We start from the raw sequence: 23,650 nt of genomic DNA on the forward strand, positions 1-23,650 counted from the left end.
ACACCGAATGCCAGCAAGCGCTTTATGCATCCGCGAGCGATCGCTCCCCAAAGTAGACGCACCCAATCGAATGACTTATACTCATTCCGTTTCGATTACAACAAAGTCGTTCTCGTGCGCATCGAGATACCACGTCCACACAATTGGGCCGCTGTATCGCAAGTGCCATTCAAACGGGCCTCCGGCCCTCGCGTAGCGGCTCACGCCCTCGCATCCATGCCGTCATAAGGCGGTTTCCTGCTTCAGCGCGCATCGATCTGCTCGGCGCCGTTGGGCTGAAATGACAATCAGAAGAACGCGAAAAGCGCGTTCATGCGACCGCCGCCACGTAGCCATCGTGCGCGGGCGCACCGGTTTTTGTCGCTTTTTTCATGGCTTTATCCGGTTCCAATCGCGGCCATGCCGGGATCACGAACTTCCTTCGCGGCGCCTTGAGCCCGGCTCAGAGGCGTCCCCACTGCGCAGCGTTGCGCCGCGCGGCACAAATAAAAGGAGGCGTACCTTCATGACTCGACGCTCTGCCCTGCTCGCAGGCAGCCTCATCGCCCTCGCTGTCATCGCGTGGGCGCTCTCGCGCGCCATCGGCGCCGATACGTGGCACAGCCACGCAGGCGACCTCGCCTACTACACCGGCCGTCACCTGCTGCTCGTCGGCTATTCGATGGCGCTCGCCATCGTCGTTGGCGTGCCTGCCGGCGTCATGCTGAGCCGCCCGCGTTTCGCGCGCCAGGCCGAACGCTTCATGCAGATCTTCAACGTGGGCAACACGATTCCGTCGCTCGCGGTGCTGGCCATCGCGCTCGGCGTATTCGGCATCGGCGACATTCCCGCGATCGTCGCGCTCTTTCTCGCGTCGCTCCTGCCCGTCACGCGCAATACCTATGAAGGCGTGAAGAACGTGCCGGGCGCGCTGCGCGAAGCCGCGCGCGGCATCGGCATGACGGGCTGGCAGTCGCTCACGCGCGTGGAATTGCCCAATGCGTTACCCATCATCGTGGGCGGCGTGCGCACCGCGCTCGCCATCAACGTGGGCACCGCGCCGCTCGCTTATCTGATCGGCGCGGACAGCCTCGGCTCGCTCATTTTCCCCGGCATCTATCTGAACGATCAGCCCTTGCTGCTGCTCGGCGCGGCGTTTACCGCCGCGCTCGCGCTCGTGCTGGACGGCGTGGTCGCGGCCGGCAGTCATCAGTGGCTCTCGCGCCACGGAGGGCTCGCATGATGCTCTCTTCATCCTTCAAATACCTGCGCCGATTCGTTCAGGCCTGCTTGATAAGCACCGCACTCGTTGCCGCCGGCACGCCCGCATTCGCGCAACCCAAGCTCGTACTCGGCGCGAAGAACTACACCGAGCAATACGTGCTGGCCGAAGTCACGGCTCAATATCTGCGTTCGCGCGGCTACACCGTGGAAGTGCGCTCGGGCCTCGGCAGCACGCTCATGCGCAGCGCGCTCGAGAACGGCCAGTTCGACCTCGTGTGGGACTACACCGGCACGGCGGCGCTGGTCTACGACAAGCTGACGGAAAAGCTTTCGCCCGACGCGATGTACGAACGCGTCAAGGCGCTCGACGCGCCGCGCGGCCTGGTCTGGCTCAACGCGTCGCCGCTCAACGACACCTATGCGTTAGGTCTGCCGAGCAAATTCGCGGCGCAAACGGGCATCACCACGGTCTCGCAGCTTGCGCAGAGATTGAAAACCGATCCCAACGCAAAGCGCTACGTATTCGGCATGGACGCCGAATTCGCGAATCGACCCGACGGCCTCAAGCCGCTGCTCGCGACCTACGACATGAGCTTCCGCCGTTCGCAGATGAAGCAGATGGACCCCGGCCTCGTCTACACGGCCCTGCATAACGACCAGTTGAAAATCGGCCTCGTGTACACCACCGATGGCCGCGTGAAGGGCTTCGGCATCGTGCCGCTCGAAGACGACAAACACTTCTTCCCGCCGTACAACGCCACGCCCGTGGTGCGCAAGGAGGCGCTCGAACGCAATCCCAAACTGGCCGCGCAGCTCAACGCGCTATCCGCCGCCCTCAACAACGACGTGATGCAGGACATGAACAAGGCCGTCGATCTCGACGGCAAGTCCGCCCAGCAAGTGGCGGCGGATTTCCTGCGCACGCATTCGCTCCCTTGAAGGAGGCCGCATGAACGTATTCGACTATCTCGCCTCGAGCTGGCCTGAATTGCTGCAACTCACGCTGCAGCATCTGTATCTCGTGGGCATCGCCGTGGGTTGCGCGATTGTCGCGGGCGTGCCGCTCGGCGTGCTCATCAGCCGCCATGACTGGCTCGCCGCGCCGCTGCTGGGGCTTGCGACCATCATCCTCACGCTGCCTTCCATTGCGCTGTTCGGCCTGATGATTCCGGTGTTTTCGCGCTTCGGGCAGGGCATCGGCGCGGTGCCGGCCATCACGGCCGTGTTCCTCTACTCGCTGTTGCCGATCATGCGCAACACGTATCTTGCGCTGCGCAACGTGGACGCGGGCATCAAGGAGGCGGGCATCGGCATCGGCATGACCTCGTGGCAACGCCTGCGTCTCGTCGATTTGCCGCTGGCCGTGCCCGTGATCCTCGCGGGCGTACGCACGGCGGTCGTGATGAACATCGGCGTGATGACGATTGCCGCCGTGATCGGCGCGGGCGGACTCGGCACGCTGATCATTCGCGCCATTGGCCAGAGCAGCATGATGAAACTGCTCGTGGGCGCGGTGATCGTGAGCGTGCTTGCGATCGTCGCCGACTTGCTGTTGCAGATGCTTCAACGCGCATTGACACCGAAAGGAGTACAGAAGACATGATCGAACTCGACCAACTCACGAAGACTTTCACGCAAAAAGACGGCCAGGCCGTGCGCGCCGTCGATTCGGTGAGCCTTTCGGTGGCCGAAGGCGAGATCTGCGTGTTCCTCGGCCCTTCGGGCTGCGGCAAGACCACCACGCTCAAGATGATCAACCGGCTGATCGAGCCGACCTCGGGCCGCGTGCTCATCAACGGCGAGGACACCACGGGCCTGAATGAAGTGGACCTGCGTCGCCGCATTGGCTACGTGATCCAGCAGATCGGTCTCTTTCCGAACATGACGATCGCGGAGAACATCACGGTCGTGCCGCGCCTGCTCGGCTGGGACAAGAAGCGCTGCGCCGAACGCGCGGCGGAACTGATGTCGATGGTCGCGCTCGACCCGAAGCTCTATTTGAAACGTTACCCGCGCGAACTTTCGGGCGGACAGCAGCAACGGATCGGCGTGATTCGCGCACTGGCCGCCGACCCGCCCGTGCTGCTCATGGACGAGCCGTTCGGCGCGGTGGATCCGATCAATCGCGAGACCATCCAGAACGAGTTCTTCCAGATGCAGCGGCAACTGAAGAAGACCGTCATCATGGTGAGCCACGATATCGACGAGGCGATCAAGCTGGGCGACCGCATCGCCGTGTTCCGGCGCGGCAAGCTCGTGCAATACGATCATCCCGATACGCTGCTCGCGCGCCCGCACGACGATTTCGTCGCGCAGTTCGTGGGACAGGACAGCACGCTCAAGCGCCTGTTGCTCGTGAAGGCCGGCGACGCCGCCACGCAGCCGGAAACCGCGCGCCGGGACACGCCGCTTTCGCACGCGTTCGCCGTGATGGACGAAGCGGATTGCCGCTACCTCACCGTGCTCGACGACGCGCAGCATGCGCTCGGCTTCGTCGCGCGCCGCGCCGCGCGCGGGGCCGAGGGCGTGTGCGGCGATCGCGTCACGCCCTTCCCGGCCACGGTTTCCGTCGACGACAATCTGCGCATCGTGCTCTCGAAGATGTACCAGTTCCGCGCCTCGTGGATGCCGGTGCTCGACGCCGAAGGCGCCTACGTGGGCGAGATCACGCAGGATTCGATCGCCGATTATCTGAGTTCGGGCCGCTCGCGGCAGCAGACCGGACAACCGCCGAGCGCGGCGGTGCGTCCGGTGGCTGCCACTGTGTGATCGGCGGCCGCAATCCGCGCGATGACACCGCGCCCTGGAGCGCGGTGTCGTGCACCCCAAACCACGAACTTGCACGATGCTCCCCGTGCGCGCATATTCCCCCTACCGTCAAACCGACACAACGGGATGCGCCATGGATAACCGGACCCGGCTCAAAAGCCTTTCCATCGCCCTGTACGTAGTCGGCGCGATTGCCACGTTCACCATCTACCCGCTGATGGTGCTCTGGCCATCCGGCTGGACCTGGCATTCGGGCCATTCGGACTACCCACTAATGATCGTCGGCATCTACGCCACGCTCGGCGTGTTTCTCATGCGCGCCGCGCGCCGTCCGCTCGAGCATTTGAGCCTGATCTGGTTCACCGTGTGGTCGAGCCTCGTGCACGCCGCGATCATGGCGGTCCAGTCGCTGATGTCGCCCGGCCATCTCGGCCACCTGCTCGGCGACGTGCCCGCCCTCTTTATCGTCGCCGCCGTGCTGGCCGTGCTCACGCCGCACCGGGCGGAAACTTTGGCTCCGGCGCCGGGCGACGGAGCCCGCCCTCGCGGCCACTTATAATCGGAAGTCGAATCCGCGGCGGGACGGAACACACGCTCGATTGCGCCGCCGCGCCCAACGATTTTTCATACGCGAAGAGGAACGCCGCATGTATATCGCCATGAACCGCTTCAAGGTTGCGCCGGGGTCCGAGGCCGCATTCGAGGAAGTCTGGGCCACGCGCGACACGCACCTGAAGGAAGTGCCCGGCTTCATCGAGTTTCATCTGCTCAAAGGCCCGCAGCGCGACGACCACGTGCTCTACGCGAGTCACACGATCTGGGCGAGCCACGCGCACTTCGAAGACTGGACGCGCTCCGACGCCTTTCGCGCGGCACACCGAAACGCGGGCAACGCGGGCGGCGCAAACCGCCCCGTCTATCTGAGCCACCCCGAGTTCGAAGGCTTCGAAGTGGTGCAAACCGTAAAGTAGGCGGCGCACGCGAAGTTACGCAAAAGTATCGGTAAATCTGTGCACGCGCTGCGCCAAAGCTACACGCTCGCGGCGCGCGTCAACGTCTCGCTCGCTCATACGCAGCACGATCCGCGTGCCCGTGAACGGCTGTAAAAATGCCGCCCGGGCGCACTTCCCGCTTTTTTCTTCCGGGCTTCCTCCGCGCCGCGCGGGTTGGCGCGCACTCAGGCCCAAACCTTGCTTGATGGAACCCGCCGCCCTTGCGCGTAACGGCGTGGGAGGCGCGCGCCATCGCGTCCCCAACCGACGAGCCCATGAAGAAAAAAACCGCTACCCGCATCGTAGAAGGACAGCCGTTTCCGCTGGGTGCCACCTGGAACGGCCGCGGCGTGAACTTCGCGCTATTCTCCGCCAACGCAACGAAGGTCGAGCTATGTCTGTTCGACAAGCAAGGCCTGCGCGAAGTCGAACGCATTACGTTGCCCGAATACACCGACGAGGTGTGGCACGCGTACCTGCCCGAACTCGAACCTGGCGCCATCTACGGCTACCGCGTGCATGGGCCGTACGAGCCGCAGGCAGGCCATCGCTTCAATCCGAACAAGCTGCTGCTCGATCCCTATGCGAAGGCGCATGTGGGCGCGCTGCGCTGGCATCCATCCGTATTCGGCTACACGATCGGCAGCCCCGACGGCGATCTTTCGTTCGATACGCGTGACAGCGCGCGCTATGTGCCGCGCTGCCGCGTGGTCGATCAGGGCTTCACGTGGCACCACCCGTTGCGCGAGCGCGTGCCGCGCGAGCGGACGATCATCTACGAGACGCACGTGCGCGGCTATACGATCCGCCATCCCGACGTACCGCGCGAAGAACGCGGCACCTTCGCGGGACTCGCGCAAACGCCGGTGCTCGAATATATTCGCGGCCTTGGCGTGACTTCGGTGGAGTTGCTGCCCATCCATACTTTCGTGAACGATTCGCACCTGCTCGAACGCGGCCTCACGAACTACTGGGGGTACAACACGATCGGCTTCTTCGCGCCGGACCCGCGCTACTCGGTGGGCGAGCACGGCTCGATCGACGAGTTCAAGAACATGGTGGACAGGATGCACCAGGCGGGTCTCGAAGTGATACTCGACGTGGTCTACAACCACACGGCCGAAGGCAGCGAACTGGGGCCGACGCTGTCGTTTCGCGGCATCGACAATGCTTCGTACTACCGATTACCCGAAGACAAGCGCTACTACATCAACGACACCGGCACGGGCAATACGCTCAACCTCTCGCATCCGCGCGTGCTGGAGATGGTGACGGACAGCCTGCGCTACTGGGTGATCGAAATGGGCGTGGACGGCTTTCGCTTCGATCTCGCGACGATCCTCGGGCGCGAGCCGTATGGCTTCGACGAAGGCGGCGGCTTTCTCGACAGTTGCCGCCAGGACCCGATTCTCTCCAGCGTCAAGCTGATTGCCGAGCCGTGGGACTGCGGGCCGGGCGGCTACCAGGTGGGGGGCTTCCCGCCTGGCTGGATGGAATGGAACGACCGCTTTCGCGACACCACGCGCGCGTGGTGGAAAGGCGACGAAGGCAAAGCGCCCGACCTCGCCACGCGCCTGTGCGCGTCGGGCGACAGCTTCAACCGGCGCGGGCGGCGTCCCTGGTCGAGCGTGAATTTCGTCACCGCGCACGATGGCTTCACGCTGAACGACCTGGTGTCGTACAACGACCGTCACAACGAGGCCAACGGCGAAGAAAACCGCGACGGCCACGGCGACAATCTCTCGTGGAACTGCGGCGCCGAAGGCCCGACCGACGACCCCGAAATCCGCGCCCTTCGCGAGCGCCAGAAACGCAACTTCCTCGCCACGCTGCTGCTCTCGCAGGGCACGCCCATGCTGCTGGCAGGCGACGAGTTCGGCCGCACGCAGCACGGCAACAACAACGCGTATTGCCAGGACAACGAAGTGAGTTGGGTAGACTGGGAGGGCATTGACGACACGGGCCGCGCGCTCGCCGATTTCGTGCGCAAGCTCACCGCGCTGCGCCATGCGCTGCCGGTGCTGCGCCGCAACCGCTTTCTCATCGGCGAGCACAACGACGAGCTGGATGTCACGGACGTTCAATGGCTTTCGGCCGCGGGCGTGCCGCTCACCCAGGACCAGTGGGACGATGCAACCATGCATTGCTTCGGCATGCTAATCGACGGACGTTCGCAAACGAGCGGCATCATGCGGCTCGCTTCGGATGCGACCATGCTCATCGTGCTCAATGCCTATCACGACATGGTGGAATTCACGCTGCCCTCCGTGCCGGGCAACGATCAGTGGAACTGCCTCATCGACACGAACATGCCCGTGCGCGACGAGTTGCCCGAATTCGAAGCGGGCGATATCTACCAGGTGACGGGGCGCTCGCTGCTGCTGTTCGCGCTCCATGCGCGAGGTGCGACGCAGCGCGTGTTCGACCGGCTGGAGGAAGACCTCACGGGTTGAACGGCATGTTTTTTCGCGGACGGGCGGCGAAGCCGCCGGTCCGTTCGGAGACGCCCTGCGGGGCTGACAGTTAGTTGCACAAGCTGAAAAACCCTCGCCGCCTTAGCGAAGCACAGCCGACATCGCCGACAAGCTGTTTAGCGTGCGCACAAGGTGCTCGGCCGTGGGCGCCGAAAACCGGATTGCGCAACCCGCCACGCGCTCCACGCCGGGCCACTGCGCAAAGAGATCCGCAAGCGCAGCGCTCTGCGTATGCAGTTCGCACATGCGCACACGCGGCGCCGCGCACGCGCGGTCCCACCACGCGCCGTCGCGCGCGACCTGCCCCACGGTTTCGCGCGCCGCGTCGCGAATCCGTTCTCGACTCGCGGCGGGCGTCAGCAGGTCGCCGCTCGCGTAGCCGCCGGCGCGCTTCACCACCACGAATTTCGCATCGGGAAAAGCAGGTCGCGTTTCGCTTTCGAAGACGTCGTCGCCGCTCAGCAGCGCTACGCGAGCGCCATATTCGTGCGCAAGCGCGCCATACAGCCCGGCCTCGCCCGTCGCGACGCCATCCACGAGCACGCGCGCAAACGCAAAGCCGTTGATGGTGTGCGCAAGCATGCCGCGGCTTTGCGCCATGGCGTGATAGCCGATCATGAAAACGAGCGCGGGCCGGTGTTCGAGCCCCGCCATCATGCCCAGCGTGCGCGGCTTGCCGAGTATGATGCGTGCGCGCGCATCGATCTCGTCGAGCAGCAGATTGTTAAAGCCGCCGTGCGAATCGTTGATCCACACTTCGCTCGCGCCGCCAGCGAACGCGCCTTCCGCGGCCGCGTTCGCTTCGAGCGTCATCCAGCGGCGCGCCTCTTCGTACTCGGGGTTTCCCGCGCGCGTTTGCTGAACGTTGAAAACCCCGCCTATGCCTTCGATATCGACGGAAATCAGGACTTTCATGCCCGCGTTCCGCCTGCGAGCAAAGCGGCAAGATCGGGCACCGCTTCGCGCAACGCGAGACGCACGTGGCCATCGCGGCCTTGCACGGTGGTGGCGCTCCACAACGCGTCGAGAATCGCCTGCTCGATGCAATCGGCGCTGGCCTGAAACAGCGGGTCGAGTTGCGAATCGGCGAGCAATGGCGGCAGCGCGTGGGTCGGCGCGTCGTGCGCCAATGTGTACGCGGTGCTGAACGCCATGGCGATATCGCCGCTGCCATGTCCATATACGGAGCCCGTGCGTGCGAGACCCGCTGCCGCGCGCATCGACATGCGGCGAAGCTGACGCGAGTCGAGCGGCGCATCGGTGGCGATGAGCATGATGATCGAACCCTTCTCGGGCTCCTGCGTCGCTTCTCGCAACGCCGCCCGCGCCGCCAGTTCGCGCCCCACGGGCATGCCGCCGATCGTCAGCATGGGCAAGCGGCCGAAGTTCGCCAGCACGAGCGCGCCCACCGTATATTGCGCGCTCGCCGCCTGTACCCCGCGCGACGCCGTGCCGATGCCGCCTTTCAGGTCGAAACTCGACATGCCCCGGCCCGCGCCCGCGCTGCCGCGTGCGAACTCGCCGCTAGCGGCCGCGCAGGCAGAGAAGTAGTGGTCCTCATGAACCGCCAGCGCCTGAATATCGTTCAGATAGCCGTCGTTGCACTCGAACACGAGCGGATTGACGGTCGGCAGGCCGCGCCCGATTTGCGGATTCGCCGCGACTGCCGCGCGAATCTGCGCTTGTGCGAGCGCGCCCACGCCAAACGTGTTGGTCAGCGCAATCGGTGTTTCGAGCGCGCCCAGTTCTTCGAGTTGCATGAGCCCGATGCTCTTGCCAAAGCCGTTGATTACGCAGGCGGCGGCCGGCACCTTCTCGCGGAAGACGTCGCCCGCATGGGGCGTCACCACGGTCACGCCCGTTTGCACGCCGCCCGCGTCGAGCGTGCAGTGCCCCACGCGCACGCCGCTCACATCGGCGATTGTTCCCGTCGCGCCGCTTGCCAGCGTGCCGATATGCGGCGCGGTATCTGCGCGATGGATACTCATGCGCGGTCCAGCTTCGGGTCGAGCGCGTCGCGCAGGCCGTCGCCGAGAAGGTTGAACGCGAGCACCGTGAGGAAGATGGCGAGGCTCGGGAACAGCGCGATATGCGGCGCCGTGACCATGTCCGCGCGCGCTTCGTTGAGCATGGCGCCCCACTCCGGCGTGGGCGGCTGCGCGCCCAGACCGATGAACGACAGGCTCGCCGCCGTGATGATCGACGTGCCGATACGCATGGTCAGATACACGATGACCGAGGACACCGTGCCCGGCAGAATGTGCCGCATGATGATGGTCCAGTCCGACGCGCCAATGCTGCGCGCGGCCTCGACATACGTGAGGTGCTTGAGCATGAGCGTATTGCCGCGCACGAGCCGCGCAAACGCCGGAATGCTGAACACGGCCACCGCGCACACCACGTTGATCATGCCGTTGCCGAGAATCGCCACCACGCCGATGGCGAGCAGAATACCTGGGAATGCGAACAGTACATCCGCGACACGCATCGTGATGCGGTCCCACCAGCCTTCATAGTAGCCCGCAAGCAAGCCGAAGAAGGTGCCGACCACGGCGCCCAGCGCCACCGAAAGAAAGCCCGCCGCGAGCGAAATGCGCGTGCCCGCGAGAATGCGGCTGAAAATATCGCGGCCGAGCGCGTCCACGCCGAACCAGTGCGCCGCCGAGGGACCCGCATTGAGCGAATCGTAGTCGAAATAGTTTTCCGGGTCGTACGGCACGAGATGCGGCGCGAACACCGCGATCACCACCAGCAGCAGCACGAAGGCGCCCGCGCCGAGCGCGACGTGCTGCTTGCGGAACTTGCGCCAGAATTCGCGCCACGGCGTGCGGATCGTTTCGTCCTGTGTGCGTACATCGGCGTTGAGGGTCGTGCTCATGGCGTGCTCACCTGAATCGAATGGTCGGATTGATGACCGCGTACAGCACGTCCACGATCAGATTGATGACGATGAATTCCAGCGAGAACAACAGCACTTCTGCCTGAATCACGGGGTAATCGCGCATGGCGACCGAATCGACGAGCAGCCGCCCGAGGCCCGGCCAGTTGAACACCACCTCCACGACGATCGAGCCGCCCAGCAGGAAGCCGAACTGCAGGCCCATCATCGTGACGACGGGAATCATCGCGTTGCGCAGGCAATGCTTGATCACGACCCATTGTTCGGCCACGCCCTTCGCGCGCGCCGTGCGCACGAAGTCCTCGTTGAGCACTTCGACGAACGAGGCCCGCGTGAAGCGCGCCATCACGGCGGCCACTGCCGCGCCGAGCGTGATCGACGGCAGCACGTAGCTGCGCCACGAACCGTCGCTCACCACCGGCAGCCAGCCGAGGCGCACCGAAAACAGCTCCATGAGCGCCATGCCGAGCGCGAACGCGGGGAACGATATGCCCGACACCGCGAGCGCCATGCCGATGCGATCGGGCCATCGATTGCGCCACACTGCCGAGACGATGCCGATCGCCATGCCGAACACCACGGCCCACACCATGCTGGTGAGCGTGAGCATCAGCGTGGGCATGAAGCGCTCGGCGATTTCGGTGGTGACTGGGCGCTTGCTGCGCATCGAAACACCGAAGTCGCCGTGGGCAATGCGCACGAAGAAATGGAGGAACTGCTGCGGCAGCGGCTGATCGAGGCCCAGATCGGCGCGCACGAGTGCGACCGTGGCGTCGTCCGCTTCGGGACCGGCCGCGAGGCGCGCCGGGTCGCCGGGCAGCAGGTGCACGAACAGGAACACCAGGATCGCGACGATCAGGAGCGTAGGCAGCAAACCTGCAGAGCGTTTGACAATGAAATTCAGCATGAGCGCGTTACTGCATTCAGGCGCGCGCGCCGCACCGGACTCGAAGGTTCCGGCGCGGCGCGCAACGCATTAGCGAATCGAGATCTCGTCGAAATTGAACGAGCCGTCCGGCGCCACGTACGCGCCCGCCAGGCGCTTGCTGCGCGCGTACACGACTTTCTCCTTTACGAGGAACACCCACGGCGCGTCGGCCCAGATGCGCTTTTGCGCGTCGGTGTAGAGCGCCGTTTTTTGCGCGCGGTCCGTGGTTTCGAGCGCCTTCGCGAGGTCCTGATCGACGGCCGGATTCTTGTAGTACGCGGTGTTCATGAGCTTGGGCGGCCACGATGCCGAAGCGAGCAGCGGCGAGATGCCCCAATCCGCCTCACCCGTGGACGACGACCAGCCGATGTAATACATGCGCACGCCCGCCGTTGCCGGGTCCTGCGCGCTTTCCACGCGCGCGACCGCGGTGCCCGTTTCCAGCGCTTCCACGTTCGCCTTCACGCCCACTTGCGCAAGCTGCTGCTGCACGAACTGAATGGCCTTTTGCGCGGTCGAGTTGTTATACGCCGACCACAGCGTCGTTTCGAAACCATTCGGGTAGCCGGCCTGCTTGAGCAGTTCGCGCGCCTTGGCCGGATCGTACGGCCACGGACCGAGCTTGACCGAATAGTCCACGCCTTGCGGCAGCACGCCGTCCGAAGGCAGCGCGTAGCCCGAGAACGCCACCTTCGCGAGCGCGTCCTTGTTGATCGCGTAGTTCAGCGCCTCGCGCACGAGCGGATTGTCGAACGGCTTTTTCGCGGTGTTCAGGCTGATATAGCGCTGAATGATCGAGGGCGTGGCGATCAGATCCACCTTCGGGCTCGACTGGAACGCGCTCGCCTGCTCGAACGGAATGCGGAACGCGAAGTCCGCTTCGCCCGTGCGCATGAGCGCGGCGCGCGTGTTGTTGTCGGCCACCGGCTTCCAGTCGATCTCGTCGATCTTCGGGTAGCCCTTCTTCCAGTAGCCGTCGAACTTGTGCACGACGAGGTCGCCCGCCGGGTCCCACTTCACGAACGCGAACGGACCCGTGCCCACGGGATGCAGGCCGATGTCCTTGCCCCACTTCTTCATGGCCGTGGGCGAAATCATCACCGCCGACGGGTGCGCGAGCACGTTGACGAACGCCGAGAACGGCGCATTGAGCGTGACCTTCACCGTGTACGGATCGACCACTTCGGTCTTCGCGATACGGCGGAACATGTTGTAGCGTTTCAGATGATTCGCCGGGTCCGTCACGCGGTCGAAGTTCGCCTTCACGGCCGCCGCGTTGAAGTCGGTGCCGTCCTGGAACTTGACGCCCTGGCGCAGCTTGAAGGTGTAGACGAGGCCGTCGCCGCTCACTTCATAGCTCGTGGCGAGCACGTTGGTGAGCTTCAGGTCCTTGTCGAAACCGAACAGGCCCTGGTAGAACGACTTCGAAACGGCCTGCGAAAGCGTGTCGTTGGCGTCGTACGGGTCGAGCGTCGAGAAGGTCGAATCGACGGCCATCACGGCGCGCTGTTCGGCGGCGTGCGCGGCCGTCGCGCCGGCGATCAGCGCCAGTGCGAGCGCGCTGCCCTTCATCCATGTTTTGACTTCTTTCATCAATCAGGTCTCCATACCAATGAATCTTGACGACTCGGCGAAATGAACCAGCTAAAAAGCGAACGATTGGTGCGGCACCGCGGCGCGGCAATGCGGCGTGTTCAGTAAGCGCCGCCCACCCGATGCTTCGCCGCGAAATGATTGGGGCCAACCGCCACGAGCGGAGACACTAGCGGCTCGTCGCCCATCGCGCGAATCGGGCTCGGCAGTTCGTCGGCGGCGAGCACGCGCCTGGCGTGGCGGCGCGCCGGATCGGCGATCGGCACCGCGCCCATGAGCTTTTTCGTGTAGGCGTGCTGAGGGTTTTCGAACACGGCGCGGCGCGGCCCGATTTCGACGATCTGCCCCAGATACATCACCGCGACGCGATGGCTCACGCGTTCCACCACGGCCATGTCGTGCGAGATGAAGAGGTACGCCACGCCTAGCTCCTGCTGCAAATCGAGCATGAGGTTGACGATCTGCGCCTGCACGGACACGTCGAGCGCCGAAACCGATTCGTCGGCGATCACGACTTTCGGGTTCATCGACAACGCACGCGCAATGGCGATACGCTGACGCTGGCCGCCCGAGAATTCATGCGGATAGCGCCCCGCCGCCGACTTCGGCAAGCCCACGCGGTCGAGCAACCATTCCACGCGCGCCTGCGCCTCCGCGCCCTTCGAAATGCCATGCACGAGCAGCGGCTCCATGATCGAGAAACCGACCGTGAGGCGCGGGTTGAGCGAGGCGAACGGGTCCTGGAAAATAAACTGGATATCGCGGCGCAACGCTTGCAACGCGGGCCCCGTGAGGGTGCTGATATTCTGGCCGCCGAATTCGATCGTACCGCTCTGGCTTTCCACGAGACGCAGCAGCGAGCGGCCTGTGGTCGATTTTCCGCAACCGGACTCGCCCACCAGCGCGAGCGTTTCGCCGGCGTGAAGATCGAAGCTGACTTTTTCGACCGCATGCACGCGGCCCGTGACCTTGCCGAACAGGCCGCTGCGCACGGGAAAACGCGTGACGAGATCGCGCACGCGCAGGACCGGCGCGGCGTCCGTCTTCGGCGCGTTCGCCGGGATCTTCGTCGCAACTCCCGGGCGCGCCGCATCGTTCATCGAAAGCAGTTCGAATTTCTCGGGCAGGTCCGTGCCCCGCATCGCACCGAGCTTCGGCACGGCGGCGAGCAACGCCTGCGTGTAGCGATGCGAAGGCGCTGCGAAAAGCGCATCGGATGCGCCCTCTTCCACTTTTTCGCCGCGATACATCACGAGAATGCGGTCCGCCACTTCGGCCACCACGCCCATGTCGTGCGTAATGAACACGACGCCCATATCCATCTCGTCCTGCAAGCCGCGAACAAGCTGCAGAATCTGCGCCTGGATTGTCACGTCGAGCGCCGTGGTCGGTTCGTCGGCGATCAGGAGCGCGGGCTTGCACGAGAGCGCCATCGCGATCATCACGCGCTGACGCATGCCGCCCGAAAGCTGATGCGGGAAGCGGTCCATCACGCGGCGCGCCTCGGGAATACGCACGAGGTCGAGCAGCCGCAGCGTTTCAGCGCGCGCCTGCGCGGCGTTCATCTGCTGATGCAGGGCAATCGCTTCGCTGATCTGGTTGCCCACCGTGAACACGGGGTTCAGCGAGGTCATCGGCTCCTGAAAGATCATCGCGATGTCCGCGCCGCGTACCGAACGCATGGTCGATGCCGTCGCCCGCGTGAGATCGAGCACGCTGCCGTTGCGCCGGCGCAGGTCGATGCTGCCGCCCGTAATGCTGCCGCCGCCATGCTCGACGAGCCGCATCAGCGAAAGCGACGTGACCGACTTGCCCGAACCCGATTCGCCGACGATGGCGAGGGTTTCGCCGCGATCGACGTGGAACGACAGGTTGCGCACGGCTTCGAACGTGCGCGCGCCGCGCCTGAACGACACGCTGAGATCGCGAACGTCGACCACGCGGTTTGCCGGCAGCGCCGAGCCGCCCGTGGCAGACGCGGTATCAAGAGAGTGCGGGGACATCTGCACGATGAGGATTCCTTCGTTTGATGCGCAAAGCGATGCGCCTCTTAAGCGTAGATCGACGCAACGGGCGTTTCGCCCACGCGCGCGTAACCGCGATACATGCCTTCGGTGTTGAACGGCAGAACCACGTTGCCTCGTGCGTCCACGGCAATCAGGCCGCCGCGGCCGTCGATGCGCGGCAACTGCTCCATCACGACATTCGTCGCTGCTTCGGAGAGCGAAACACCGCGATATTTCATTTGCGCCGCCACGTCGTAGGCCGCGACCATGCGCATGAACATTTCGCCCGATCCCGTGGTGGATACCGCACAGGTGGCGTCGTCGGCATAGCAGCCCGCGCCGATCAGCGGCGCGTCGCCCACGCGGCCCACCTGCTTGTTCGTGATGCCGCCTGTGGAGGTCGCCGCCGCGAGGTGGCCGTGCATGTCGAGCGCCACGGCGCCCACCGTGCCGTATTTGCGGTTCGGGTCGATCGGCTCGTGCGGCAGGCTCTCTTGCGCGGCTTGCGCTTCGAGCGCGGCGCCGTCGTGATCGAGCATTGCGCGCGCTTCGGTGCGGGCGATCTGCCACTGGCGATAGCGCGCATCGGTATGGAAATAACCGGCATCGGCGAATTCGAGGCCCTGCGCCGCCGCGAACGCTTCGGCGCCTTCGCCCGTGAAGAGCACGTGTTCGCTCTTTTCCAGCACGCGGCGCGCGGCCCGCACGGGATTGCGCACGCGCTTCACGCAGCACACGGCGCCCGCTTCGAGCGTGCGGCCGTCCATGATCGAGGCGTCGAGTTCATGCGTGCCCGCGGACGTGAACACCGCGCCGTGGCCCGCATTGAAAAACGGGCAGTCTTCGAGCAGGCGCACCGCTTCCTCGACTGCGTCGAGCGCGCTGCCGCCCTCGGCCAGGATGTGCTGGCCAGCCGCGAGAATGCGGCTCAGCGCATCGAGATACTGGGCTTCGACTTCGGGCGCCATCGAAGCGCGCAGGATCGTGCCCGCGCCGCCGTGAATGGCAATGACTGCGTTCGATTTCATGACTTCTTTTTCGTTGGGGAAGACGGAGCGCCCGGCGCGGCAGCCGCCTGCGCCGAGGTGAGCCACGGCAGCACCGATTCGGTGATGGCCGCCGCGGCGACGACGGAATCTTTCGCGCGCAACGCCACGGCGTCGCACAGCGCTTCGATGACGGCCAGCACCGCGGCTTCCGAATTCGCCGCGAGACGCCGTTCGGAGCGGATCAGCAGCGCGAGATCGGCGAAGCGCGCGAGCGGGGAATCGATGCTGTCGGTGAGCGCGAGCACGCGCGCGCCGAGCTTCGCGGCGTGGCGCGAGAGCTTGATGGTGTCGTCCACGTAGCGCGGAAACGCGATGCCGATCACCAGATCGTCCTTGTTCGCGCCGAGCAGCCTGCGCGCCGAATGCGTGGGGCCGCCGACCGTGGAAAGCGCCTGCACGTTGTCCAGATACGGCAGCAGCGCGTTCTCCATGAGCCCGGCGAGAAACGCGCTCGTGCCCGAGCCGATCACGTACACGCGGCGAGCCGAGAGAATCGCGTCCACGGCTGCGGCGGCCGCTTCGCTGTCGATCGACTGGCGCGAGAGGCGCAGGTTCGATTCGGCCTGCTCGAGCGACGCGCCGAACAGCCCGGCGCCGCTGGTGGGCGACTCCTGCGCGCTGCGCAGCCGCTCGACCGGCGCAAGCGTGGCCTCGAAGCCGCGCACGAGCGCCTCACGAAACTGCGGATAGCCGTCGAAACCGAGCGAGCGCGCAAAGCGGTTGGCCGTGGCCACCGAAGCGCCCACGGCGCCCGCCAGTTCGTCGATGCGCATGGTCGCGGCGTGGAACAGGTTCGCGAGCACGTACTCGGCCATGCGCCGGTGGCCCGGCGTAAGAACGGGCATCGCAGCGGTGATGCGCGCGACGATCTCGGCTTCGGGCGTGTCGGGAGTGAGCGGTCGGGTTGGCATGCGTGGGCCGGAATGGAGACGGCAAGTCCGTAAATGAAATTACATGGACGGATCTTAGTGAAAATTAATTTTCATCGCGCCCGGGGTTTACCCTATTCAAGGTAAACAAAAGGGAAATTGACTCCCCGCGGCCCGGGGTGCCTCGAGTAGATTGCGGGATTTTTGGAAGGAGAAGCCGGCAGAAGCCGTAAAGCGCCGCGCAGAGAGGGGCAGCACTTGGGGGCAGTACTTGCCGCCAGCAGGGCGCCAGCGGCATTCGAATCAGTCACATGAAAACGGAAGGCGCAACGTCACACCGCCGCCATCGCCTCGGCGCCCGGGGCCAACCGCCAGGTGTTGCGCCCGGCGCGCTTGGCTTCGTACATTGCCGCATCGGCAAGACAAAGCGGGTCTTCGGCCAGCGTCTGGTTCCCCGCCTCGGCCGAAAGCACCGCGCTCGTTGCGTCAACGACACCCGCGGCGCCCATCAGCACGACGCCCACGCTCGCGCTCGTTTCGATCACGCGCCCCGCCACGACGAACGCCTTCGACACCTCGCGGCAAATGGCGGCCGCGATGCGCTCGCCGGTACGCGCGTCGCTTACGCCGCGGCTCGCGACCACGAATTCGTCGCCGCCCAGGCGGCTCACCACGTCGCCGGTACGCACGGTGGCGACGAGCCTGCGCGCGATCTCCCTGAGCAAAGCGTCGCCCACATCGTGACCGTAGCGGTCGTTGACGGCCTTGAAGTCGTCCATGTCCATGAAGAAAAGCGCGAACGGCTCGCCGCCCGCGCGCAATTCGCACAGCGTCTCCTGCAGCGCGCGCCGGTTCGCGAGTCCCGTGAGCGGGTCGATCAGCGCGCCCTCGCGCAGGCGCTGCTCGGTGCGGCGCTGCTCGGTCACGTCGTGCGCCATCACGTAGAAGCCCGTGACCTTGCCCTCGCGCTTCGCAGGAATGTAAGTGGCCTGCCATACGCGGTCGGCGTCGGCCCGGTAGCGCACCTCGTCGCAGGTCACGCGCTCGCCTGCCAGCGCGCGCGCAAAGAGCGGCTGCAACTGCGCGAACACTTCGGGGCGCAGCGTTTCGCTCAGGCTGCGCCCGCGCAACGCGGCCGGCTCCGCGCCGAACACGCGCCTGAAGGTTTCGTTGTTGAACTGGTAGCAAAGATCGCGATCGACCACGGCAATCAGCGCGGGCACGTTGTCGGTGATGGTTTGCAGCGCGTCGCGGCTGCGCCGCAGTTCCGCCGTGCGTTCGCGCACACGCTCCTCCAGTTCGACGTGATAGTTGCGCAGCGCCTCCTCGCTCTTCTTGCGGCTCGAAATATCCTGGACTGCCGCGATGAAATGCAGCGGCGCGCCCGACACGTCGCGCACGAGCGACACCGCGAGGTTGACCCACACGGCATGGCCGTCGGGCCGCAGATAACGCTTTTCGATTGCGTACGAAGCCTGGCGGCCCGCGAGCAGTTCGGCCACTTGCGCGAGATCGGCGGCAACGTCGGCGGGATGCGTGACCGAGGCGAACGTGCGGCGGCGCAGTTCGCTTTCCTCGTAGCCGATGATCTCGGAGAACTTCTGGTTCACGTCGAGAAAACGGCCGTCGAGATCGACCACGGCCTTGCCGATCGGCGTTTGCTGGAACACGGTCCGAAAGCGCGCCTCGCTGATGGCAAGCGAGCGGCGGTCGCGCTCGTGCGCCGTGCGCGAGCGGTTCAACTGCCGGCGCAATTCCAGTTCGCGTTCGACGAGATGCGCGAAGTCCGCGAGCATCGCGCCCTGGGCTGCATCGAACGCGCGCGGCTTTTCGTCGATGAGGCAAAGCGTGCCGACCACCTGGCCGTCGGCCAAGCGCAGCGGCGAGCCCGCATAGAAACGGATGTTCGGCGCGCCCGTGACGAGCGGATTGTCGAGAAAGCGCTCGTCGTCGAGCGCGTCTTCCACCACGAGCATGCGCTTGCTCAGCACCGCATGCGCGCAGAACGACACGCTGCGCGGCGTTTCGCAAGCCGCGAGCCCATGGTGCGACTTGAACCACTGGCGGTCTTCGTCCACGAGCGAGATGAGCACGATCGGCGTACCGAACGCGAACGCGGCCAGGCGCGCGATGCGGTCGAACGCCTCCTCGGGATCGGTGTCGAGTATGTCGAGTTGCCGCAGCGCCAGCAGGCGAACGTCCTCATCAAGAGGAAGCGGAGCAGTGATCATCGTGGGAAGTCCCGGCAGGGCGGATACGGTTGCATGGCGCTTTCCGCACCGGCGCGCCTTACCCGGGTTTACGGCCGCATCGGGCAAAAACTGAAGCGCGGGCCTTCCCCGTCAGGCATTTCCCTTAGGCGGAAGCCGCAGGTCAAACGCACGAACGTTCGGTATACACGGGCTGCTCTCCGGAATCGAGGCGTAGTCAAGTGCATTCAAATTAGTTCGATATCCGAATTATGTGCCGCTTTTAACCGATAGATGAACGTGTTGCGAAATTCGATCAAGCCCTCAAAAAAAAGCAAGCGCGACGACTTCAGCAACGCTTTTGCACCGCCGTAAAAAGGGCAAAGCTCCACCCCTTCCGGTGTCACCATGAGAACCCTTGCGCAAACACTGCGACTGAAACAGACCACTGGCGTCGCCACCGCAGCGCGTATTGCCGCCGGCCGTGGCGCCAGCACGCGCATGAGCGCGGCGCCCCGCACGCGTCGCGCACCCTCGCGCCGCGTTCAAGCGCACAACGGCACGTCGCGCCACTACGCGGTACGCCGCCTCGCGGCGCAGGCGCGCACGCGCAAAATCTAACGCCACGGACATCGAGACATGAGTCAGGAAACCGTGGCGGCCATGCCCGATCCCACCACCGCCTTGAAAACGACGGCGGCGCTGCCCTGGATAGTCCGTGCGCGCGCTGCGCTGCGCGCTTCTATCCGCGTTCGCACGAAGTTCTTTATCGGTCTTTTCTTTGCGTTGTTCGCCGCGCAAACCGCGCTGCTTGCAAGCCAGTTGATCGCGTTTGGCCAGGCTTTCGAGCACGTGGACACGACCTGGCACGACGAAAGCGCCGCGCGAAAGAGCGAATCGCCGCATAAACAAGCCGCTTCCGCTTCGCCTCGCGCGCTTGCCGTCGAGAATCTGCATAGCCAGATGCAACGCGGCATCCTCAGTGTGCATCACACGCTCGAAGCGGCGCTGGCGATCGCGTTTGCCACGTTCGCATTTGGCTTCGCGCTGCTGCACTACCTCGAACGCACGCTGCTGCGCCCGCTGCATACCTTGACCGATTCGCTCGTGCGCCTCGCGCACGGCGAAGACATGCGAGCATTGCCCGGCATGAATCGCACCGACGAGATCGGCGCGATGGCGCATGCCTTCGATACGTTGTGCGAAAAGTCTCGCGAGCTGCATCTCGCGCACGAGGCCACGCGCGCGGCCGAGGCGCACGCCCAGGCGCTCGCGCGCCACGATCCGCTTACCGGTCTGCCCAACCGCCGTCTGCTCGCGGCCGAGATGAGCGCGGCGCTGGAGCGCACGCAACATCGCTCGCCCGACTACCTCGTGTTCGTCATCGACCTCGATCGCTTCAAGCCCGTGAACGACTTTCACGGCCACGCCGCGGGCGACACCGTGCTGTGCGAGATCGCCGCGCGTTTGCGCCGCGTGGTGCGCGACGGCGACACCGTCGCGCGCCTGGGCGGCGACGAGTTCGCCGTGCTCGCCCGCGTGCATCGCGACGACCATATCGAGGCCGCGAGCGAGCTGGCGCAGCGTCTGCTCGCCGCCACGCGCGCGCCCATCGACATCGGCAAGCTGCGCATCAACGTGGACGCGAGCATTGGCATTGCGTGCTGCCCGCGCGACGGCGGCGATCCGGACGCGCTCCTGCGCGCCGCCGACATCGCCATGTATCGCGCGAAATGCGAGGGCAAGGGCACGTACCGCTTCTTCGAGCAAAAGATGGACGACGAGCTGCGCCTGCAAGCCTCGCTCGAATCGGACTTGCGCCGCGCGCTCGCGGGCGGCGAGATCCGTCCGTTCTACCAGCCGCTCGTGCGACTCGCCGATGGGCAAACCACCGGCTTCGAGATTCTCGCGCGCTGGCACCACGAGCAGCGCGGCTGGATCTCGCCCGAGGTGTTCGTGCCGCTCATCGAGCAGATGGGCATTTCACCCGCGTTCACGGCCTCGATATTGCGGCGCGCGTGCCGCGACGCGCTCAGTTGGCCCGCGCGCTACCACCTCGCGCTCAATCTCTCGCCCGCGCAATTCAAGGACACGCAACTCGCGGCGCTGCTTCTCACGATCCTCGCCGACGAAGGCATGCCGCCCGAGCGCATGGAGATCGAGATCACCGAATCGGCGCTGATGTACGACTTCGACGCCGCGCGCGCCGTGCTTGCGGATTTCCGCAACGCGGGCCTGCGCATGTCGCTCGACGATTTCGGCACCGGATATTCGAGTCTCCAGCATCTGCGCGAGCTGAAGGTGGACAAGCTCAAGATCGACCGTTCCTTCGTGCTCTCCATGGCTTCGTGCGACGAGAGCGCCAAGATCGTCGACGCGATCATCGCGCTCTCCACCAACCTCGGCATGAGCACGGTGGCGGAGGGCGTGGAGACCTCGGAACTCGCGCGCACGCTGGCGGCGAAGGGCTGCCATTACGCGCAGGGCTATTTCTTCGGCAAAGCGATGGCGGCGCGCGAAATCGACGCCTTGCTGAACGTGGATCGCGCGGCGAACGAGGCGCGGGTTCAGCGTCTGGTCGAGCCGGCCTGAAGAGGTTGGCAGGTATTACTTCAAGAATGAAAAGGTAGACATCATGTTTGTAGCAATTGGCTGGATCGTCGTGCTCGGATCGGTGATCGGGAGCTTCGTGGGCGTGGGCGGCCATCTGCCCGCGCTCGTTCAACCGTTCGAACTCCTGTGTATTTTCGGCGCGGCGCTGGGCGCGTTCGTGGTGAGCAATCCCACCGCCACGCTCGGCAAGACGCTCAAGGCGCTGCCCACCTGCTTCAAGGGCGGCGGCTACACGAAGGCGCAATACCTGGAGCTGATCGCCCTTCTCTACGAGTTGCTGCAAAAGGCGCGCAAGGAAGGGATGATGGCGCTCGAAGCCGACATCGAATCGCCCGAGAACAGCCCGATTTTCCAGAAGTACGCGCGCGTGCTTTCCGACCATCATCTGCGCGACTTTATCGTCGATTATTTGCGCATGATGTCGAGCGGCAACGTCAATCCGATGGAAATGCAGGACCTCATGGACGAAGAACTCGACACGCACCACTCCGAAGTCTCGATTGCGCCCAACGCCATCCAGAAGATGGCCGACGGCCTGCCCGCCTTCGGCATCGTCGCGGCCGTGATGGGCGTCGTGCACACCATGGGTTCGGTCGGGAAACCGCCCGCCGTGCTGGGCGAAATGATCGCGGGCGCGCTCGTGGGCACGTTCCTCGGCATTCTGCTCGCCTACGGCTTCGTCGGCCCCATTGCCGACCTGCTCAACGCCAAGGGCCGCGCCGCCAGCAAACCGTTCCAGTGCGTGAAGGCCGTGCTGCTCGCCTCGCTGGCCGGATACGCGCCGCCGGTGGCCGTGGAATTCGGCCGCAAGGTGCTCTTCACCTCCGACCGCCCGAGCTTCCAGGAGCTGGACGAAGCGGTACGCGCCACCAAAACGCCGAAGGCTGCTTAGGAGTCCGGACATGGCTGAACGTACGCCTGGGTCGCGCGCCGCGCGCGACGTCGAGGGCAGCAAGACCACGCTCGTGGTGCGCCGCGTGAAAAAGAGCGCCCACGAAGGCCACCACGGCGGGGCCTGGAAAATCGCCTACGCCGATTTCGTGACCGCGATGATGGCGTTTTTTCTGCTGATGTGGCTGCTCGGCTCGACGTCGCAGTACGACCGCGACGGCATCGAGAAGTACTTCAACACGCCGCTTTCGGCCATGCTCGGCAGCAAGCCCAACGCCTCGAACCCCAACCCGAGCGTGGTGCAAGGCGGCGGCAGCGACCTCTCCAGCAAGACGCCCGCCGTGGGCGGCTCGAACGCGCAGCCAACGCTCTCGCACGCGGCGCCCGTGGAAGCCGCGGACAGGTCGCGCCTTTCGCAACTCAAGGAAAAACTCTCGGCGCTCATCGAACGCAAGCCGGAATTGCGCGCGTACCGCGATCAAATTCGCATGTCGATCACGGATGAGGGCCTGCGCATCGAACTCGTCGATTCGCTCAAGCGCCCCATGTTCGCGACCGGCAGCGCGAAACTCGAAGACTATGCGTACGAGATCCTCGTGCAGATCGGCAGCGCGCTCAACGACGTGGACAGCGGCGTGTCGATCGCCGGGCACACCGACGCCGTGCCCTACTCGGGCGGCCTCGCGGGCTATTCGAACTGGGAGCTTTCGAGCGAACGCGCCAACGCCGCGCGCCGCGCACTGGTAGCGGGGCATCTGGGCGAGGAAAAATTGCTTCAGGTGCGCGGTCTCGCCGATGTGCTGCCGCTCGACCACGACACGGCGGACAGCCCGCTCAACCGGCGGATCAGCATTCTGGTGATGAACAAGGCCGCGGAGCGCGCGTTCTTCGAACAGGCGAAACGCTACGACGTCGACGCGCCGCAAAAGGCCGCCACGCCCGCCTCGTAAGGCTGCGGGGACGGTAGCGCGGCGCGGCCGCTAGGCTCAAACGCTGCCTTCCCATCGGCAGAAGCGCCGTTCGCTGCGCCTCGCACTGGCGCAGCGCAGCAACGCTTGTCACGCGGTACGCCGCTTGCTGTGTTTCACGACAGGCGGCCAGAACCGCCGCGGCATCGCGTGCCGCATGACATGGGAATCGTCGGGAGTCTGGCCGGACTCAACGTTGTTCCCCTC

General features: G+C 65.2%; 20 protein-coding genes. 10 read left to right on the forward strand and 10 right to left on the reverse strand.

The features are described from left to right. Positions 1-505: 505 nt before the first annotated feature. The 7 genes from U5768_RS05185 to glgX all read left to right on the forward strand — a co-directional run bounded on the left by U5768_RS05185 (position 506) and on the right by glgX (position 7,417). Entirely contained in the window at positions 506-1,222 is a 717-nt protein-coding gene (locus U5768_RS05185; RefSeq protein ID WP_322029304.1) for an ABC transporter permease, read from the forward strand. After that, positions 1,219-2,142, forward strand: a complete 924-nt coding sequence (locus tag U5768_RS05190; RefSeq protein WP_322029305.1) for a glycine betaine ABC transporter substrate-binding protein — start codon at positions 1,219-1,221, stop codon at positions 2,140-2,142. The genes U5768_RS05185 and U5768_RS05190 overlap by 4 nt, the downstream gene beginning before the upstream one ends. A 10-nt stretch (positions 2,143-2,152) precedes the next feature. Beyond that, positions 2,153-2,806 carry an ABC transporter permease gene (locus tag U5768_RS05195; RefSeq protein WP_322029306.1) on the forward strand — a complete coding sequence of 218 codons (654 nt, stop codon included), beginning with the start codon at positions 2,153-2,155 and terminating at the stop codon, positions 2,804-2,806. Beyond that, positions 2,803-3,972, forward strand: coding sequence for an ABC transporter ATP-binding protein (locus tag U5768_RS05200; protein ID WP_322029307.1), 1,170 nt, complete (start codon positions 2,803-2,805; stop codon positions 3,970-3,972). Before U5768_RS05195 ends, U5768_RS05200 begins: the two co-directional genes overlap by 4 nt. 133 nt (positions 3,973-4,105) lie before the next feature. Then, entirely contained in the window at positions 4,106-4,531 is a 426-nt protein-coding gene (locus tag U5768_RS05205) for a DUF6632 domain-containing protein (RefSeq protein WP_322029308.1), read from the forward strand. Positions 4,532-4,619: 88 nt separating this feature from the next. Then, positions 4,620-4,943, forward strand: a complete 324-nt coding sequence (locus U5768_RS05210; protein WP_322029309.1) for an antibiotic biosynthesis monooxygenase — start codon at positions 4,620-4,622, stop codon at positions 4,941-4,943. 296 nt (positions 4,944-5,239) lie between these two features. Beyond that, on the forward strand, positions 5,240-7,417 hold the full coding sequence (gene glgX, locus U5768_RS05215) for a glycogen debranching protein GlgX (RefSeq protein ID WP_322029310.1): 2,178 nt from the start codon (positions 5,240-5,242) through the stop codon (positions 7,415-7,417). A gap of 102 nt (positions 7,418-7,519) precedes the next feature. On the opposite strand, the gene U5768_RS05220 is transcribed toward glgX, so the two are convergent. The 10 genes from U5768_RS05220 to U5768_RS05265 form a co-directional block, all read right to left on the reverse strand. Next, complete coding sequence (locus tag U5768_RS05220; RefSeq protein ID WP_322029311.1) at positions 7,520-8,353, reverse strand: M55 family metallopeptidase; 834 nt, start codon at positions 8,351-8,353, stop codon at positions 7,520-7,522. Next, positions 8,350-9,426, reverse strand: coding sequence for a P1 family peptidase (locus U5768_RS05225; RefSeq protein ID WP_322029312.1), 1,077 nt, complete (start codon positions 9,424-9,426; stop codon positions 8,350-8,352). The genes U5768_RS05220 and U5768_RS05225 overlap by 4 nt, the downstream gene beginning before the upstream one ends. Continuing rightward, positions 9,423-10,316 carry a glutathione ABC transporter permease GsiD gene (gene gsiD / locus U5768_RS05230; RefSeq protein ID WP_322029313.1) on the reverse strand — a complete coding sequence of 298 codons (894 nt, stop codon included), beginning with the start codon at positions 10,314-10,316 and terminating at the stop codon, positions 9,423-9,425. Before gsiD ends, U5768_RS05225 begins: the two co-directional genes overlap by 4 nt. Before the next feature lie 7 nt (positions 10,317-10,323). After that, a complete protein-coding gene (gene gsiC / locus U5768_RS05235) occupies positions 10,324-11,244 on the reverse strand; it encodes a glutathione ABC transporter permease GsiC (protein WP_322029314.1) in 921 nt (306 codons plus the stop codon). A gap of 69 nt (positions 11,245-11,313) precedes the next feature. Beyond that, positions 11,314-12,858, reverse strand: a complete 1,545-nt coding sequence (gsiB, locus tag U5768_RS05240; RefSeq protein ID WP_415913853.1) for a glutathione ABC transporter substrate-binding protein GsiB — start codon at positions 12,856-12,858, stop codon at positions 11,314-11,316. 101 nt (positions 12,859-12,959) lie between these two features. Beyond that, a complete protein-coding gene (locus U5768_RS05245; RefSeq protein ID WP_322029315.1) occupies positions 12,960-14,861 on the reverse strand; it encodes a dipeptide ABC transporter ATP-binding protein in 1,902 nt (633 codons plus the stop codon). A gap of 47 nt (positions 14,862-14,908) precedes the next feature. Continuing rightward, the gene (locus tag U5768_RS05250) at positions 14,909-15,892 is read right to left on the reverse strand and encodes an isoaspartyl peptidase/L-asparaginase (RefSeq protein WP_322029316.1); all 984 of its coding nucleotides are present in this window, start codon (positions 15,890-15,892) and stop codon (positions 14,909-14,911) included. Beyond that, positions 15,889-16,824 (reverse strand): MurR/RpiR family transcriptional regulator, encoded by a 936-nt coding sequence (locus U5768_RS05255; RefSeq protein ID WP_322029317.1) that lies wholly within the window; start codon positions 16,822-16,824, stop codon positions 15,889-15,891. The genes U5768_RS05250 and U5768_RS05255 overlap by 4 nt, the downstream gene beginning before the upstream one ends. A gap of 290 nt (positions 16,825-17,114) precedes the next feature. After that, a complete protein-coding gene (locus U5768_RS05260; RefSeq protein WP_322029318.1) occupies positions 17,115-19,013 on the reverse strand; it encodes a PAS domain S-box protein in 1,899 nt (632 codons plus the stop codon). Between the two features lie 206 nt (positions 19,014-19,219). Beyond that, positions 19,220-19,474, reverse strand: a complete 255-nt coding sequence (locus U5768_RS05265; RefSeq protein ID WP_322029319.1) for a hypothetical protein — start codon at positions 19,472-19,474, stop codon at positions 19,220-19,222. A gap of 136 nt (positions 19,475-19,610) precedes the next feature. Here U5768_RS05265 and U5768_RS05270 point away from each other — a divergent pair, with 136 nt between their 5' ends. The 3 genes from U5768_RS05270 to motB are packed head-to-tail and all read left to right on the forward strand — an operon-like array spanning position 19,611 to position 23,425. Further along, positions 19,611-21,563: a putative bifunctional diguanylate cyclase/phosphodiesterase gene (locus U5768_RS05270; protein ID WP_322029320.1), complete on the forward strand. Its 1,953-nt coding sequence runs from the start codon at positions 19,611-19,613 to the stop codon at positions 21,561-21,563. A gap of 43 nt (positions 21,564-21,606) precedes the next feature. Further along, positions 21,607-22,476: a flagellar motor stator protein MotA gene (gene motA, locus U5768_RS05275; protein ID WP_322029321.1), complete on the forward strand. Its 870-nt coding sequence runs from the start codon at positions 21,607-21,609 to the stop codon at positions 22,474-22,476. Between the two features lie 10 nt (positions 22,477-22,486). Further along, positions 22,487-23,425, forward strand: a complete 939-nt coding sequence (gene motB, locus U5768_RS05280) for a flagellar motor protein MotB (protein ID WP_322029322.1) — start codon at positions 22,487-22,489, stop codon at positions 23,423-23,425. The last annotated feature ends 225 nt before the right edge of the window (positions 23,426-23,650 follow it).

The organism is Paraburkholderia sp. J76, assembly GCF_905220295.1.
Lineage (GTDB): Bacteria > Pseudomonadota > Gammaproteobacteria > Burkholderiales > Burkholderiaceae > Paraburkholderia.

Bases quoted from the DNA above. Each gene is read 5' to 3' on its own strand.
- U5768_RS05185 (WP_322029304.1), top strand. From the start codon at position 506: ATGACTCGACGCTCTGCCCTGCTCGCAGGCAGCCTCATCGCCCTCGCT.
- U5768_RS05190 (WP_322029305.1), top strand. From the start codon at position 1,219: ATGATGCTCTCTTCATCCTTCAAATACCTGCGCCGATTCGTTCAGGCC.
- U5768_RS05195 (WP_322029306.1), top strand. From the start codon at position 2,153: ATGAACGTATTCGACTATCTCGCCTCGAGCTGGCCTGAATTGCTGCAA.
- U5768_RS05200 (WP_322029307.1), top strand. From the start codon at position 2,803: ATGATCGAACTCGACCAACTCACGAAGACTTTCACGCAAAAAGACGGC.
- U5768_RS05205 (WP_322029308.1), top strand. From the start codon at position 4,106: ATGGATAACCGGACCCGGCTCAAAAGCCTTTCCATCGCCCTGTACGTA.
- U5768_RS05210 (WP_322029309.1), top strand. From the start codon at position 4,620: ATGTATATCGCCATGAACCGCTTCAAGGTTGCGCCGGGGTCCGAGGCC.
- glgX (WP_322029310.1), top strand. From the start codon at position 5,240: ATGAAGAAAAAAACCGCTACCCGCATCGTAGAAGGACAGCCGTTTCCG.
- U5768_RS05220 (WP_322029311.1), bottom strand. From the start codon at position 8,353: ATGAAAGTCCTGATTTCCGTCGATATCGAAGGCATAGGCGGGGTTTTC.
- U5768_RS05225 (WP_322029312.1), bottom strand. From the start codon at position 9,426: ATGAGTATCCATCGCGCAGATACCGCGCCGCATATCGGCACGCTGGCA.
- gsiD (WP_322029313.1), bottom strand. From the start codon at position 10,316: ATGAGCACGACCCTCAACGCCGATGTACGCACACAGGACGAAACGATC.
- gsiC (WP_322029314.1), bottom strand. From the start codon at position 11,244: ATGCTGAATTTCATTGTCAAACGCTCTGCAGGTTTGCTGCCTACGCTC.
- gsiB (WP_415913853.1), bottom strand. From the start codon at position 12,858: ATGAAAGAAGTCAAAACATGGATGAAGGGCAGCGCGCTCGCACTGGCG.
- U5768_RS05245 (WP_322029315.1), bottom strand. From the start codon at position 14,861: ATGTCCCCGCACTCTCTTGATACCGCGTCTGCCACGGGCGGCTCGGCG.
- U5768_RS05250 (WP_322029316.1), bottom strand. From the start codon at position 15,892: ATGAAATCGAACGCAGTCATTGCCATTCACGGCGGCGCGGGCACGATC.
- U5768_RS05255 (WP_322029317.1), bottom strand. From the start codon at position 16,824: ATGCCAACCCGACCGCTCACTCCCGACACGCCCGAAGCCGAGATCGTC.
- U5768_RS05260 (WP_322029318.1), bottom strand. From the start codon at position 19,013: ATGATCACTGCTCCGCTTCCTCTTGATGAGGACGTTCGCCTGCTGGCG.
- U5768_RS05265 (WP_322029319.1), bottom strand. From the start codon at position 19,474: ATGCGCGTGCTGGCGCCACGGCCGGCGGCAATACGCGCTGCGGTGGCG.
- U5768_RS05270 (WP_322029320.1), top strand. From the start codon at position 19,611: ATGAGTCAGGAAACCGTGGCGGCCATGCCCGATCCCACCACCGCCTTG.
- motA (WP_322029321.1), top strand. From the start codon at position 21,607: ATGTTTGTAGCAATTGGCTGGATCGTCGTGCTCGGATCGGTGATCGGG.
- motB (WP_322029322.1), top strand. From the start codon at position 22,487: ATGGCTGAACGTACGCCTGGGTCGCGCGCCGCGCGCGACGTCGAGGGC.